We start from the raw sequence: 15,158 nt of genomic DNA, 5'->3' as shown, positions 1-15,158 counted from the left end.
TTACTTGTAGTGCACTCATCGCTGTAGCATTATCTGGAAATGGACTTTCAGTTTTAGCAGCAGAAACCCAACCCACAAACAAAACATTTGGTGATTGATGTCGCGAGTATGCTTCTTTGAATCCAGAAGCTAGACATACTGTAGAAGCCCTTTTGGAAAAAGCAGGGACTACTGAATGCGATGTGGCTAATCAGAAAATATCAACGATAGTTACGCATCACAACCTTCATAAACCGGGTTTTTACTGAATCTGTGGATCGCACTCCCTACAAAAATATATTCCAAATATGACTTTTATGAACTTAATTAATGAATTTAATGAATTGACCTTCTAATAAATCTATTGAATACTGATTCTAGTTAACAAGTTTTCAGTACATTTGAGCTTAAAGCAGGTTGAAAACTATGAGTAAATTACGTTGGCTTCGCAAACTTCTACCCCTAGCAGTATCTGTAGCAACTACGATCGCAGCAGCAGGAGCGATCGCGCCACCAACTTCTGCTCAAACCAATCCGCCGCCACCCCAATCCCAAGAAGTTCAACCAGCCCAAGTTGAAGGAATTAGCCTTCCGATTTGGATTTATCCCGTAGGAGGAATTGTACTAATTTTCATCTTCCTACCTAAGATTGGCTGGATTTTGGGACTGATCGCGATCGGCGAACGAGAAGTAGGAATTGTTACCAAGAAATTTTCCCGCAAAAATTTGCCATCCAGTAGATTGATTGCTCTCGATGGCGAAGGAGGTTTGCAAGCAGATACCCTCCCTCCCGGCTGGCATTTTGGTTATTTTCCCTGGCAATATAGCATTCGCAAAGAACCTGTTGTTGTCGTTCCTCAAGATGAAATTGGTTTAATTATTGCCAATGACGGAGCCACCATTCCTCCCGATCGCATTTTAGGCAAAGTCGTCGATTGCGACAATTTTCAAAATGCTCGAAAGTTTCTCACCGACGGTGGAGAAAAAGGACGGCAACTAGCCATCATCACCACTGGTACTTATCGGATTAATACGGCCGTATTTGAGGTGATTACTTCTGCCAATGCCACTGCAAAGGGTATGCAGCCGTCGCAACTTCAACTATACAAACTTGCTCCCGATCGCGTGGGAATTGCGAACGTGCTAGACGGGATTCCGATTGATGAAGGTGAAATTGCCGGGCCGATAATTCCCGGTCACGACAATTTCCAAAAAGCGCAATGTTTCATCAAAGGTAAGGGGCGCAGGGGCTTGCAAGAACAGGTGATTTTATCCGGTTCTTGGAACCTCAATCCCTGGTTTGTGCAAGTTGAACAGGTAAAAATGACGGAAGTGCCGATCGGCTATGTAGGCGTAGTAATTTCCTATGTGGGAAAATCGCACCAAGATGTAAGCGGCGCCGCTTTTACCCACGGCAATCTCGTCAACAAAGGCGATAAAGGTGTGTGGGTCGAACCGCTTTACCCCGGCAAACATCCCATCAATACAAAAGTGATGAAAGTCGAACTTGTCCCCACTACGGATGTAGTTTTAAACTTCACATCCCGGTTCAGCGGAGAACACGGCTACGACTCTAAGTTAAGCGCTCTGAAATTGCTTTCTTTTGACGGATTTACGTTTGAGTTAGAAGTTTTTCAGATCATTCATGTCGGTACTTTGGATGCACCGAGAGTCATTTCGCGCCAAGGTTCGATGCAAAATCTAATCGACCAAGTGCTGCGTCCAATTGTGGGCAATTATTTTCGCAATTCTTCTCAAGAATATACAATACTCGATTTTCTGATCGCGCGCAGCGAACGCCAAGCAGAGGCCGCAGAACACGTTCGTCAAGCGCTGCGGGCCTATGATGTGCAAGCTGTGGACACCCTGATCGGTTTGATTTCGCCGCCAGCAGAGTTAATGCAAACATTGACCGATCGCAAAATTGCTCAGGAACAAGAAAAAACTTACGACGTACAGCGCATTTCAGAGTCGCAGCGTCAAGAATTGGTGCGCGCAACTGCGATCGCAAACATTCAAAATCAGGTGGTGGCGGCGGAACAAGGGGTGAAAATTGCCCAACTGAGCGCAACTGCTGCGATCGAACACGCAAGCGGTGAAGCAGAAGGGATTCGGCTGATGGGACAGGCAAAAGCGGATGCTTATCAAGTTGGTGTCAACGCCCTCGGTACGCAGAGTTACACGCTGCTGCAACTGATGCAGGCTGTCTCAGATGGTAGTGTTCGCGTTGTTCCCGATGTCGCAGTGAATGGTAATGGCGGTAGTGGGGGTTTGTTGGACGGTTTGATGGCAATGTTGCTGCGGAATGAAACCAGTAAAAATGGAGAAAATGGAGCAGCATCACCTGTAATTAATGTCAAGAAATCTAAGTCTGTTGTTGTGGAACCTGTAGCGGAATCACCAGTAGCAAAAGTGCATTCGGTGGAGTCACGGGAGTCTCCTAATCATTCACCAGTTGCTCAATCTGTGGCTGTTGCTGAGACTGATATTGATTGGGCGTTTGGTGAATTGCTTGACGATATTTGAGTTTATTTGTGCAGTTTGTAGAGAGGACGGTTGTCTTCTCTGAAAGCTTTTTGTCTAAGATTTTGCTGTTCAGAGAATTAGAGGTGCAAAATTATGACGTTTATGGTTACACAGAAATACGTGAATTTGTCAAGGTTGATGGTGGTAGTTGCTTTTAGTGCGATCGGTCTAGGATCATGTGGAAATGGACTTTCGGTTTTAGCAGCAGAAACCCAACCCGCAAACAAAACATTTGGTGATTGGTGTCGCGAAAAAGCTTCTCTGAGTCCTGAAGCTAAACATACTGTTGAAGTGTTGTTGCGGAAATCTAAGACTACTGAGTGCGATGCGGCTAATCAGAAACTTTCAAGTCTCACAAAACTCGACCTTGATAACAATGACATCAGCGACATAAAACCCTTGGAATCTTTGACTAAACTGACTGAACTCGACCTCAGCCGAAATGAAATCAACGATATTCAATCCTTGCAATCTTTGACTAACCTGACTGAACTCTCCCTCGACAACAATCAAATTAGTGACATTAAACCATTGCAATCTTTGACTAACCTGAATTTGCTCGTCATTAGGGACAATAAAATCAGTGACATTAAACCCTTGCAGCCCTTAACTAACCTGTTTTATCTCTGCCTCAGCAACAATAAAATCAGCGACATCAAACCCTTACAATCCTTGACTGAACTGGATTATCTCGAACTCATAAACAATCTAATCAGCAACATCCAGCCCTTACAATCCTTGACTAGACTGACTTTTCTCGAACTCAGCACCAATCTAATCAGCGACATTAAACCATTGCAATCCTTGACTTACCTGACTTTACTCAATCTCAGCACCAATAAAATCAGCGACATTAAACCATTGCAATCTTTGACTAAACTTAAGGCTCTCGGACTCAGCGGAAATCCGATCGCCCCCAAAACTTGTCCTCTCAAGCCACATTCTATCTGCAACTGGGAACTCAGCAATTAAATGCTGCAACTTTACAGTTAAGAAAATTAGAGGTACAAGACTATGCCATTTATAGTTGCACAAAAACAGATAAATTTACCATAGCAGTATCGCAACAGCCTGTTGTAGAAGTACAAGGGTTAATAGCAACATTTTTTTTGAATATGACTTTTATGAGATCAATCAATGAATTATATGAATTGACTTTCAGCGTAGCTTGTTTGATTATGTTAACAGTATTCAATTGAAATTGATTCAATTTGGTGTCAGTGTTCTCTGGTTATCACTCCAAACACAAACATGAGGCTGCTGGATAACTATATTTTTCGCCGACATAACTTGCTCGATTCACACCAAAAATTGCCGAGAAAACTCATCAAGGAGAATGCAAAATGACTCAACAAAAACCACAGAAAAATAATCCCAACCCGACGGCTTTTATTGTGTTGGGTATAGCGGCGCTGGCCGCACTCAAATTAATTCACGGGCTGTTGGGCAATCGCGCTAGTTACAAACTTAAAGCCGTGTGGAATTGGATGTGGGGATTGCCCATTGAAGCTGACAACAAAATTGCGGTGCAAGTTGCCCAAGAATCGCTGAAATCCATGCAGCAGTCGGTGCTTCAGTTAACTGAATCTGTTGCCAAAATTTCTGCAAGTTATCAACAAGCAAAACAGAAATATGACAGCAAAAAGCAAGAATTTATGCAACTAGAACAGCAGGCAACTCTAGCTAATTATCACGGCAATGAAGCAGCCGCACGTTTAGCGATGGGAAAAGCGATCGCCCTTGAAAAATTGCTGCCAACATTAGCAGGACAAGTTGCTCAATCCGAACAAATTTTGATAGCAAATAAGGATAAATTGAATCGCGAACGCCAGCGTTTAGAAACTTACAAAATGGAACTGCAAAACCTCAAAGATTTGTCAGAAGTAAATGAGGCATTAGCGGATATTGCCAAAGTGAACGGCAGCATCAGTACCGATTCAGCGCAATCGCAATTTGAAGAGGCACAGTCATCTATCCACAAGCGCTACTTGCAAACCAATGCCTTAGTCGAATTATCGGAAAATCCGGCTGAAAAACTGACCGCAGACCTCGACAACATGATGCTGGACGACGAGATTTCTCGCCGACTGCTAGAACTGAATTTGTACAATCACTCGCACGTTTTACCAGTTGAGGAGAATAGGAATTGATCGAGAGTTGTAGGTTCTTTTTATCGTTCCCAGGCTCTGCCTGGGAATACCCGGAGGCTCTGCATCCAAACACCAAACAATATCGCAATAAGAAGAACAAATTATGTCTCAAGATACTAACAAAACAAAAAGTCCGCCGCCCATTGTATTTATTATCCTCGGCTTAATTGCGTTTGGCGCATACAAGTTCGTTCCCGGTTTATTCAAGGGAAAAAGCTCAGATACATCGGGAGCGATAGCAAATCGCATCAGTTTAGGAAATCAGATATTGCTGGCATCCCAAACAACAGCAGAAAAAAAAGTCGGCGTTGAAGCTTTTGTCAAGGGAGATTACCAAGCAGCCGTCAAAAATTTTCAGGATTCGCTGCAACAAAATCGCAACGATCCCGAAACCATTATTTATTTGAATAATGCCATTATTTATTTGAATAATGCCACAGCCAGCAATGCTTCTTCCTTAAAAATTGCTGTCAGCGTTCCCATTGGTAGCAACCCTAATGTCGCCCAAGAAATTCTCCGGGGTGTCGCCCAAGCTCAGGATGAAATCAATACTATCGGTGGCATCAACGGCGCCAAACTGCAAGTAGAAATTGTCAACGATGACAATAGTCCAGAAGTGGTCAGAGAAGTTGCAAAGACATTGACAAAAGATCAGAATATACTAGCAGTAATTGGACACAATGCTAGCAATGCGTCTCTCGAAGCGGCTCCGATATATCAGCAAGAAAAACTGGTAATGGTGACACCGACGAGCTTTGCCAATAATCTCTCAGGATTTGGCAGCTACATCTTTCGGACAGTCCCCAATATTAGCGTAATGGCAGCTCCCTTAGCAGAATATGTAGTTAAAACAGAACGCCAAACTAATATTGCGGTTTGTTATGACTCCCAAGCACCCGATAACATATCATTTAAAGATGAATTTGTGGCAGCTCTTACTGCTGCTGGAGGCAGATTAGTTCCCACTGTTTGCGACTTTTCGTTACCCTCTTTTAATCCCGACAATGCCCTCGCCGATGCTGTCAGCAAAGGTGCACAAGGATTGATGCTAGCACCCCACATCGATCGCATTGACCGTGCCATCTCTCTGGCTCGCAGCAATCGAGGCAAATTGCCACTCTACGGCAGCACTACGCTCTACACCTTTCAAACTTTAAAAGACGGACAACAAGACGTTAACGGCTTAGTATTGCCCGTTCCCTGGCATCCTGAAACTAATCCCGGTAGCCGTTTCCCAGAAAATGCCCGCCGGCAGTGGGGAGGAATTGTGAATTGGCGAACCGCAACGAGTTTTGATGCGACTCAAGCTGTGATCGCTGGCTTGCGGCAAAGCACTACGCGGGAAGGATTGCAACAAGCACTCAGAAATGCGAGTTTTTCGACACCAGGATCGAGCGAGGATGTGAAGTTTTTGCCCACGGGCGATCGGGCGGGAAAGCCGATTTTAGTACAAGTTAAACAAGGAGGAAGCACTGGCTATAACTTTGTCCCGCTGCGGTAAGTTTGCTTTCGTGCGATCAAACTAATTATTCTTGTTCCCAGGCTCTGCCAGGGAATGCGTACCCGGAGGAAGAGCCTCCAAACAATATCAAAATAAGGAGAACAAATCATGTATCAAGATACTAACAAAAGAAAAAGTCCGCCACCCATTGTTTTTATAATCATTTTCGGCTTAATTGGGTTGGGCGCATACAAGTTACTTCCCGGTTTATTGGCATCCAAAAGTTCAGATACACCTACATCGGGAACGAGTCCATCGGGAACGAGTCCATCGGGTGCGATCGCAACTCGCATGAGTTTAGGAAATCAGATATTGCTGACATCGCAAACCACAGCCGAAAAACAAGCAGGCGTTACAGCTTTTGCCAAAGGAGATTACAAAGAAGCTGTTCTAAAATTTCAGGCTTCGCTGCAACAAAATCGCAACGATCCGGAAACGGTAATCTATTTGAATAATGCGAGAGTAAGCGATCGCACTTCTCTTAAAATTGCCGTCAGCGTGCCGAGCGGCAGCAACCCCAACATTGCCCAAGAAATCCTCCGAGGTGTCGCGCAAGCTCAAGATGAAATCAACGCTAGGGGAGGAATTAACGGTGCCGGTTTGCAAGTTGAAATTGTCAATGACAATAACCGTCCAGAAGTTGCAAAAGAAGTTGCAGCAGCATTAGCAAATGACCAGAAAATTCTAGCGGTAATCGGACACAATGACAGCACTGCGTCTTTAGCTGCCGCTCCACTTTATCAGGAAAAGAAACTGGTGATGATCACACCTACCAGCAGTACGAATAATTTGTCAGGTTTTGGCAGCTATATTTTTCGGACTGTGCTAAATAGTGCCTCGACGACTGCTCCTTTAGCAGAGTATATCGTTAAACAAGTCGGCAAAACCAATATTGCCTTCTGCTACGACTCTCAAGCTGCTGGCAAAGCTTCGTTTAAGGATGAATTTATTGCCTCTCTTTCAGCATCAGGTGGCAGATTAGTTCCTATTGTCTGCGACTTGTCAGCGCCGACATTTAATCCTAACACTGCGATCGCGGATGCTGTTAGCCAAGGTGCACAAGGATTGATGGTAGCATCCCACGTCGATCGCATCGATCGCGCGATCGATCTAGCGCGTGCAAATCAAGGCAAATTAGCGCTTTACAGCAATTCCACTCTTTACACCTTTCAAACGCTAAAAGACGGGCAAAAAGACGTTGACGGGCTTGTTTTGCCTGTTCCGTGGCATCCTGGAACTAATCCCAACAATCCATTTCCTAAAAATGCCCGCCAGCGTTGGGGAGGAGTAGTAAATTGGCGAACCGCAACGAGTTTTGACGCGACTCAAGCTGTCATCGCTGGCTTGGGGCAAAGCAATACGCGGGAAGGGTTGCAACAAGCACTCAGAAATCCGAATTTCTCGGCAGCAGGATCGAGCGAGGATGTGAAGTTTTTGCCCACGGGAGATCGGGCTGGTAAGCCGATTTTAGTGGAAGTTAAACAAGGAGGAAGCACTGGCTATAACTTTGTCCCGCTGCGGTAAGTTTGTTAAGTGCGATCGGGCAGGATGCCCACTTCCCAATCAAATTAACTCTTTGTGGAACAGGTATATTGCCTGTTTTTTAGCATGATTAAACTCAAATTTTATGTTTAATTAACCTGATTCTTAAGAGAAAATGAAACGGGGAAATTAAAGGAGAGCGTTGTATATAATCGCGCCCGTTGAAACCCCAACCTACACGGCAGAAAAATATCTATAAGCTGAAGTAAATTCTCAGGATCGGCATGAATTTATCCAGGGAAAAATTGTTCCGATGACTGGCGACACACCGAATCACAATATAGACTTGAAAAGGAAGTCTTGGGCCGGCAGGATGCCTAACCCCTACTCCCTACAAGAATTGTTGCAGATGTCCGATCGCTTTTTTGTCAAATATCCCAAATAGTGGTAATATCCCCGTATATCGATCGGCTCTGATGGAGAACAGCCATCAGACGCAAGGGGGAAAGTTCGGTGCGAATCCGGCGCTGTCCCGCAACTGTAATGAGATCGTTGGATCTCTGAGTCAGGATGCCCGCCGATTTGTTTACCTGTTGTTTTTCATCTGCGAGGTATGGATGATGGTGAGTTTATTATTTTTTTAATTATTGGATTGGGCTTTTTTGACAGCAGATATCAGCAGATAAACACAGATGAACGCTGATGTAATTCGCTCTGGGTTCTGAAGCGTATATTATTTTAAGGGAAAACAAATGCGAATCGAAGATAGTGTTTGGCAGGGTAGTTTTGGCTACTGGCAAAACTTGTTTATTCACCAGAATATTTTGCCGATCGGACATACTGCTTGGAATGGCTTTTTGAATCGAGGACGGGGCTTGGTTGCTTGCAAAATCAATACTCCCATTAACGGCTATGTGAATTGGAGCGTAGATACTATAAAGTACGATCTGCAATTTATTTCAGACTTGGAGGCAACCGTTTATTTGCAACAACTAGAAATAGAGGAAAACACTGTTTCAAATTTGCTCCAAATCATTGCTGGCTACGAACCCAAGGAAGCAATTATATTTTTGTCGATCGCCAACGGTCAGATTGATATCAATTTGTTGCAAAAATTGGCAATTTCTCCTGTTGAGTGCTATGAACAAGTATGCAAGCGCTGGGAAGAATTTCAACTCTGCCCGAAATCCTAAAACTTACTAAATTTTCCGAATGTCGCAGCCAAAATCCATCGAAATCTCCAAGGTAACTCGCTACCAAAATGCAGCGCTTAATTACTATTTGGGCCTGACAGATTCGCCCTACCTTCACTACGGCTATTGGGAAACCCTACCTGTGCCCGCTGACGAACTAACGATCGCACGATTGCGCCTCGCTCAGCAAGCTTATACTGTAAAACTGTTGGATGCGATCCCCAAAGGCACTCATACGATACTCGATGTGGGCTGTGGGATTGGCGGAAATGCGGCTTATTTGCTCGATCGAGGTTTTGCAGTCGAAGGGCTCGCACCCGATCCGTTTCAACAGCAGCGCTTTCTCCAGTGTACGGGCGATCGGGCAATCTTCCACCTCACGAGGTTTGAAGACTTCAAAGCAACCCATTTCTACGATCTTATTCTCTTTAGCGAAAGTAGCCAGTATATGTCGGCTGTTGATATTGCTAACGGTGCCGCCAAAATCCTCAATCAGGGCGGCTACGTTTTGCTGGCTGATATGCTGCGCTCTGATGCTAATTATAAAGAGGGAATGTTCTCTAATTGTCATGTTGTTACGGAACTTCATGCAGCATTAAAGCTGGCTGGATTCAGTTTAGTAAAAAGTGAGGATATTTCCGCCCATATTTTGCCGACTATCGATTTGTATGTCGATACTTTCCGCCGATATGGACTAAATACAATGATCTATGTTGCCGATTTGATTGCGATCACAGTTCCCCCCGTACACAAATTCCTGCGCTGGATATTTCGCCGCTGGTTCAAGAAGTTGGTGGTTGAAGGATTGGAAGCGGGCAAACTTTTTGAGCAACATCTCTGTTATGAAATGCAACTTTGGCAGTTGTCAAAATCAGATGAAGGCTGACACAAATATAGCAATCCTAAATCATTTGTGAATTTCTTACTCCCTCCCCTTGATAAGGGGAGGGTTGGGGTGGGGTAAAAAGTTTACGACTCCTGCAAGGATTGCTATACAATGGAAATCGGTAATCGGTAATTGGTAATCATTCATCGGTAATCGGTAATTGGAGGCATAGCCTCCGGGTATTTATTCCCCGGCAGAGCCTGGGAACAAGGCTATAAAAAATAAAAAATAACGAATATGTCTGAATGGATTCTCGAATTCGCTGGCACTTCCTACTCCTATCCCTGCGGTTCGCGATCGGCAATTCATGATTTAAACCTCAAAGTCCCCGCCGGGAAACGCTGCGGGCTGATCGGTCAAAACGGCTGCGGCAAAACTACCTTTTTCCTGTTAGCAAATGGCTTGTATCAACCGCAACAGGGAATCATTCGCTGGGAAGGTGAACCCTTTCGCTACGATCGCAAATCTTTGATGCAACTGCGCCAACAAATCGGACTCGTCTTTCAAAATCCCGAACATCAATTAGTAGCTTCGACGGTAGAAGAAGATATTTCCTATGGATTGTACAATTTAGGTTTGACAGAATCCGAAATTGCTCAACAGGTGCAGCAGGCGATCGACCAATTCGATCTAAGCGAACTCGCCCGCGAACCAATTCACAATCTCAGTTTGGGGCAGAAAAAGCGGGTGTCGATCGCCGATATCATGGTTCTCAAGCCCAAACTGCTGCTGTTAGATGAACCTACCGCCTATCTCGATCCGCGTCACACCCGACAACTGATCGGTTTACTTCAACAAATTCACAGCACCGGAACCACCATTCTTTTAGCAAGTCACGACCTCGATTTCATCTACCGCTGGGCTGATTGGGTGTTTGTAATGGATCGGGGAAAACTGATTTTAGAAGGAACACCGGAAACCGTTTTTGCTCAGCGGGATGTCTTGGAACAATTGCAGCTTGGCGTACCGCTGGCGATCGAGCTTATGGAGCAAATAAGGGCGATGTTTCCAACAGACGATCGCTCAAAAATCCCCGCTTTCGAGCAATGGCAACAACAAATTTTACAAGCACGTCGGCTGCTTTAACGAGACTTAGACAATTGATAATTGGCGTTGCTGATTCATGGTATGAATTACCTTTTCGCTTGAAGTTACAAAACTCACCCTCCGAGGGCTTATAGCAATTGGGAAATCTTGAATTCATACCTCTATTCAGCAACGCCGTTTATAGCAATTGCCAAATCTGGAATTCATACCTGTATCCAGCAACGCCGGCCGTGGGGGGAAGTTTAGATTACACATTACCAAGTATCAAAAATTGATTTAGGAAAAAGGCGATCGCCCCACTGCCGATCGGCACAGTCAGATTGTCAATTCCCAGCTTGGAAACCGACTCCAAAGTAGCAGCAGCCAAAGCTACAACAGCAGACACAGCCCAAGTTTGCCAAATATTGCCTTGAACCGTCAGCAAAATCAAACTGCTAACAGCAAAACTCACCAAATACATAGTTGCAGAACCTTCCCAACTCTTCTGGATTCCCCCAACTCGATAAATATGTTTGCCGTATTTCTGGCCGATGACAGCAGCCAATCCGTCGCCCCAAGTCATGACTAAAATGCCCAAAGCAGCGTACTCCTGATGCTGTAGCGGCCAAAACCAAGCCACGAGAACGCTGATACTAACAGCATAGAAAAAAGTCCCCAAACTCTTGCGGTTGATACTGTTAAGACTGGGCAAAATCGGAACTTGGTAAGAAATTAGGGCGATCGCACCTGCTAAAACCCCCGCCGAAATCCCCACCCAACCGGGTATTTCCAGCCACCACGCCAGCAAAATCACATTTCCAGTACCGATGTGCACCACCTTCCGCGATACTTCAGGATCGACAGAAGTAAAGCGATTTAACCCTTCAGCTACCAGTAAAATCAAACCCAACCAGACTCCCACGAGGGAAATTTGCAACCACACAGTCGGAATTTCAGAAAATATAGACACGATATTTAGGAAAAACTTATTTACATCAGGCACTCTTTACTACTTTAGTGGAAAGCGCGATCGAGGTTATAACCCCGCAGGCTTAAAGTGCTGCGGGGAGCTGGGTGTTATGTCTTTTTAGATGGGTCTATTTAAAACCTGTGCTATGCTATAAGCAAGTCTAGGGAAAAAGCTATGACTATTTTAGTAGAAGAACTTTTGAATACCTTTGAGCGATTAACAGACTCAGAGCGGTTAGATTTGGTATTGGAAATTTTGAAACGGACTGTTTATTTAGACTTTCCTCCCCTTTCTGATGAGGATTTAGTTCTGAATGCTGAGGGACTTTTTATCGAGTTAGATGAGGAAGAATCCCTATATGAATAGCCCCGATCGTGGTGAAATCTGGTTAGTCGATCTAGGTTATATTGCGAAAGTCAGACCATGTTTGGTCGTGAGCATTCCTGCTCTAAATCAAGACCGGGCATTAGCGACTCTTGTGCCACATACAACAAGTCTACGCGGCTCAAGATTTGAGGTGAAAGTCAAAAATAAGTTCCTCCGAGAAGGAGTATTTGACGTACAAAATATGATTACAATCCCTCATGCAAAGCTTCTACGCAAATTGGGAAGTCTGACATCCGAGAAAATGCTCGAAGTAGAAGAGGTAATACTCTTGTGGTTGGGATTTAAAGAGGAAAATGCTGAGGAAAAAGAGGAGTAAACCGAACCCTTGAAGTTTTCAAATTATCAGAGAACCTGATTACGATGCAGTATGTCTTAATTATTCATGAAGTAGAAAATTATGAAGCTTGGAAACAGGTATTCGATCGTGCTGAAAGCATCCGAAAAGAAGCTGGCGAGCGCTCCTATCAGGTCTTGAAGTATGACAATGAACCAAACAAAATTGTTCATTTCTCCGCCTGGACATCAATCGCAGATGCTAGGGCGTTTTTTGAGTCGCCTAGACTGGTTAAAATTAGAGAAGAAGCCGGAGTTAAAGCTCCTGAGTTTATTTATCTAGACCAATTAGAGTCAGGAGTATTGTGAAAGACCTATTTGTATAATGTAAGTTGTTCAAACTATGTGATTATGTTTTGAGTATGTACGACGGTAGCTACTACCAGCTAATGGCTGAGTACAATTGCTGGATGAACCAAAATCTATATTCGGTCTGCTCGGCAATTCCTGATGAACAGCGCAAACAGGATATGGGTGCCTTTTTTAAGTCTATTCATGGCACTTTGAATCACTTACTGTATGGTGACAAAGCATGGATGGGTCGTTTCACTCTTCACCCATTTTCTGGTACCGTTATCGGTCAAGAACTGTATGCTGAATTTGAGGTTTTGAGAGCAGAACGGGAGACAACGGATCGGCAAATTATAGAATGGTCTAGACACCTTAATTCTGACTGGTTGAGTCAACCGTTTGAGTACACAAGCAATGTAGATGGTAAATGCCGCGTGCTACCGACTTGGGTTCTGGTGACACATATGTTCAATCATCAAACTCACCATAGAGGGCAAATTACCACACTACTCAAACAACTTGGCTACGACCCAGGCGTTACAGATATTCCGTGGCTACCCGCTATATCAATCGGATAATTTCTGGTTGTAAACCGAGACGCCAGAAGACTCGGCGGTTAAAACCTCGTCTACACTTGCCTCTCGTCCCAGTAGAGGGGGACTCAAGAAAATCAAGAATTTAAACTTGTTTCGATGGGTTTTGTCTGTATAAACGTGATTTTAACCCCCGACTTTTCAACCCTTGCCTTGTGAGTTTTGTGTGTATAGACGCGGTTTCAACAGCCGGTTATTCTGTCGAAATCCTACGCCTTCACAACTCCCCTTTTACCAACTCCCGCACCGCAGCAAAAGCCCTCCTCCGCCACTCGACGGGCAGCAGCGACAATCCCAAACCAGCCCACATTTTCGCCTCAGAAACAGACTTTCCAGCCCGCACCATCAGGCGCCCTTTTGCAGTTTCACCCACCTCAATCAGCCGCAAACCTAGCGCTAATTGAGTTTCGGCAATCCTTTTGAGCCTGACTGTTTCCAGCTTGTCGGAATCAAACTCGTAGCCAGTCAAATAGCGCAATTTATCACTTAAATACGGAATTGCCCGATCGACTCCTTGCTGTCCTGTATGAACTCGATACTCCATCAACAGCTCCGGCAAGTAATAGCACTTTTTGCCAGCAATCGCAAGTCTCACAAACAAATCGTTATCTTCGCAATTTTGCAAATTCGGCCGCAGAAATCCTACTTCTTCTAGGGCGCGGCGGCGAAACAAAGTTGCCCCTATTTGCAAACTTTGTCTCAGAAAAACTGTGGAAAGCAAATCTTCAATAATTCCAGCCGACAACTCGGTGCGGCCCCACCGCTGCGAATTGAGTTTCGTCTGGTTTTCATTAATATAATTGTTAATGTCGATCACCCAGTGATCGGTACTGACAAAATCGATGCTGGGGTCTTTATCTAAAATAGCAGATGTCCGCTCTAGAAATTGCGCGCTCAGGCGATCGTCATCGTCAAACTTGATAAAATACTCACCCCTTGCTGCCGCAAAGCCCGATCGCATATTATTACTCTTGCCGATATTCTGCAGGTGGCGAATGTAGCGAATCCCGCGATCGACAAATTCCGACATCAACAGTGGAGTGCTGTCAGTGGAACCGTCATCACAGATAATTAATTCAAAATCTGTATAAGTTTGATCTAGCACGCTGGCGATCGCACAAGCCAGTAGATGCACTCGATTGCAAGTAGGAATGCAAACGCTAATTTTCGGCACTAACTTAGACAATTTGAGATTTGAGATTTAAGATTGCAAAAAAATCCTGAAACCATTGATTTTCTTCCTTCTTCCTTCTTCCTAAATTTTCTTCCTTCTTCCTTCTTCCTGACATCGGTTACATCCGTTACATCCCGTACATTGCTCGTTGCCGAACTTCCTTCTTCCTTCACTCCACAGTTGATTTTAACTCAAACGAGCAGTACATTCGAGAATTAACTTTTGATTCACCAAAGCAAACGGTTGAATTTCCAAAGCGCGACGAAAAGCTTGAATAGCATTTATGTATTCTCCCAAGGCAGCGTAGCACAAACCTAGACCGTGCAGCGCCCCAAAATGCACCGGGTTCAGTTTGAGGACGATTTCGCAGTCGTCGATCGACTTTTTATAATTTCCTTGGGTATAGTGAAGTACGGCGCGCCGGTTCCAAGCTTCAGCAAAATCCGGCGCTTCCGCAATCAGTTTCGTCAGCAAATCCAAAGCGTGGTGAACATCGCCTGCATCCAGCGAAACTTGCGATCGCCTGAGAATTTGCATCCCATACTCACCCTTCTGGTTAAACCAAGTGCGCCAGAGTTCTGTAGTTGCCCGATCGCGCACGCTTTCGTCGGACTTTTTCAAGTCTTCGAGCAGGGCCTTAACAGATAATTCGTCCATAGGTGCGAAG

16 protein-coding genes and 1 riboswitch are annotated in these 15,158 nt (G+C 44.6%); of the genes, 13 read left to right on the top strand and 3 right to left on the bottom strand.

Features of this window, described 5'->3' with window-relative positions:
- Positions 1-405 precede the first annotated feature (405 nt).
- The 9 genes from QUA71_RS06120 (at position 406) to QUA71_RS06080 (ending at position 10,803) form a co-directional block, all read left to right on the top strand.
- Positions 406-2,505, top strand: a complete 2,100-nt coding sequence (locus QUA71_RS06120; protein WP_333283316.1) for an SPFH domain-containing protein — start codon at positions 406-408, stop codon at positions 2,503-2,505.
- Between the two features lie 102 nt (positions 2,506-2,607).
- The gene (locus QUA71_RS06115) at positions 2,608-3,477 is read left to right on the top strand and encodes a leucine-rich repeat domain-containing protein (protein WP_333283314.1); all 870 of its coding nucleotides are present in this window, start codon (positions 2,608-2,610) and stop codon (positions 3,475-3,477) included.
- Between the two features lie 371 nt (positions 3,478-3,848).
- Positions 3,849-4,655, top strand: a complete 807-nt coding sequence (locus QUA71_RS06110; protein ID WP_333283312.1) for a PspA/IM30 family protein — start codon at positions 3,849-3,851, stop codon at positions 4,653-4,655.
- A gap of 103 nt (positions 4,656-4,758) precedes the next feature.
- Complete coding sequence (locus QUA71_RS06105) at positions 4,759-6,156, top strand: ABC transporter substrate-binding protein (RefSeq protein WP_333283310.1); 1,398 nt, start codon at positions 4,759-4,761, stop codon at positions 6,154-6,156.
- Between the two features lie 108 nt (positions 6,157-6,264).
- A complete protein-coding gene (locus QUA71_RS06100) occupies positions 6,265-7,680 on the top strand; it encodes an ABC transporter substrate-binding protein (protein WP_333283307.1) in 1,416 nt (471 codons plus the stop codon).
- 271 nt (positions 7,681-7,951) lie between these two features.
- Positions 7,952-8,083, top strand: coding sequence for a hypothetical protein (locus QUA71_RS06095; protein ID WP_333283305.1), 132 nt, complete (start codon positions 7,952-7,954; stop codon positions 8,081-8,083).
- 6 nt (positions 8,084-8,089) lie between these two features.
- Positions 8,090-8,234, top strand: a riboswitch (cobalamin riboswitch).
- Between the two features lie 156 nt (positions 8,235-8,390).
- On the top strand, positions 8,391-8,831 hold the full coding sequence (locus QUA71_RS06090; RefSeq protein WP_333283303.1) for a hypothetical protein: 441 nt from the start codon (positions 8,391-8,393) through the stop codon (positions 8,829-8,831).
- A 19-nt stretch (positions 8,832-8,850) separates the two neighbouring features.
- A complete protein-coding gene (locus QUA71_RS06085; protein ID WP_333283301.1) occupies positions 8,851-9,717 on the top strand; it encodes a methyltransferase domain-containing protein in 867 nt (288 codons plus the stop codon).
- A gap of 237 nt (positions 9,718-9,954) precedes the next feature.
- Complete coding sequence (locus QUA71_RS06080) at positions 9,955-10,803, top strand: ABC transporter ATP-binding protein (RefSeq protein WP_333283299.1); 849 nt, start codon at positions 9,955-9,957, stop codon at positions 10,801-10,803.
- Positions 10,804-11,011: 208 nt separating this feature from the next.
- Here QUA71_RS06080 and QUA71_RS06075 read toward each other — a convergent pair whose 3' ends face one another.
- A complete protein-coding gene (locus QUA71_RS06075) occupies positions 11,012-11,713 on the bottom strand; it encodes a diacylglycerol/polyprenol kinase family protein (RefSeq protein ID WP_445243755.1) in 702 nt (233 codons plus the stop codon).
- 174 nt (positions 11,714-11,887) lie between these two features.
- Between QUA71_RS06075 and QUA71_RS06070 the strand changes: the two genes are divergently transcribed.
- Genes QUA71_RS06070 through QUA71_RS06055 form a run of 4 tightly spaced genes read left to right on the top strand, consistent with a single transcriptional unit; the run spans position 11,888 to position 13,302 of the window.
- Positions 11,888-12,079, top strand: a complete 192-nt coding sequence (locus QUA71_RS06070; protein ID WP_333283297.1) for a hypothetical protein — start codon at positions 11,888-11,890, stop codon at positions 12,077-12,079.
- Complete coding sequence (locus QUA71_RS06065; RefSeq protein ID WP_333283296.1) at positions 12,072-12,416, top strand: type II toxin-antitoxin system PemK/MazF family toxin; 345 nt, start codon at positions 12,072-12,074, stop codon at positions 12,414-12,416. The genes QUA71_RS06070 and QUA71_RS06065 overlap by 8 nt, the downstream gene beginning before the upstream one ends.
- A 44-nt stretch (positions 12,417-12,460) precedes the next feature.
- Positions 12,461-12,742 carry an antibiotic biosynthesis monooxygenase gene (locus tag QUA71_RS06060; RefSeq protein WP_190733824.1) on the top strand — a complete coding sequence of 94 codons (282 nt, stop codon included), beginning with the start codon at positions 12,461-12,463 and terminating at the stop codon, positions 12,740-12,742.
- A gap of 53 nt (positions 12,743-12,795) precedes the next feature.
- A complete protein-coding gene (locus QUA71_RS06055; RefSeq protein ID WP_333084019.1) occupies positions 12,796-13,302 on the top strand; it encodes a DinB family protein in 507 nt (168 codons plus the stop codon).
- A 232-nt stretch (positions 13,303-13,534) separates the two neighbouring features.
- On the opposite strand, the gene QUA71_RS06050 is transcribed toward QUA71_RS06055, so the two are convergent.
- A complete protein-coding gene (locus QUA71_RS06050; RefSeq protein ID WP_333283404.1) occupies positions 13,535-14,491 on the bottom strand; it encodes a glycosyltransferase in 957 nt (318 codons plus the stop codon).
- Positions 14,492-14,677: 186 nt separating this feature from the next.
- Positions 14,678-15,148 carry a tetratricopeptide repeat protein gene (locus QUA71_RS06045; RefSeq protein WP_190656060.1) on the bottom strand — a complete coding sequence of 157 codons (471 nt, stop codon included), beginning with the start codon at positions 15,146-15,148 and terminating at the stop codon, positions 14,678-14,680.
- Between the last annotated feature and the right edge of the window lie 10 nt (positions 15,149-15,158).

The organism is Microcoleus sp. MON1_C5, assembly GCF_036701875.1.
Lineage (GTDB): Bacteria > Cyanobacteriota > Cyanobacteriia > Cyanobacteriales > Microcoleaceae > Microcoleus.
The sequence above is the reverse complement of the archived record's forward strand: the minus strand, read 5'-3'. Positions and strand labels throughout refer to the sequence as shown.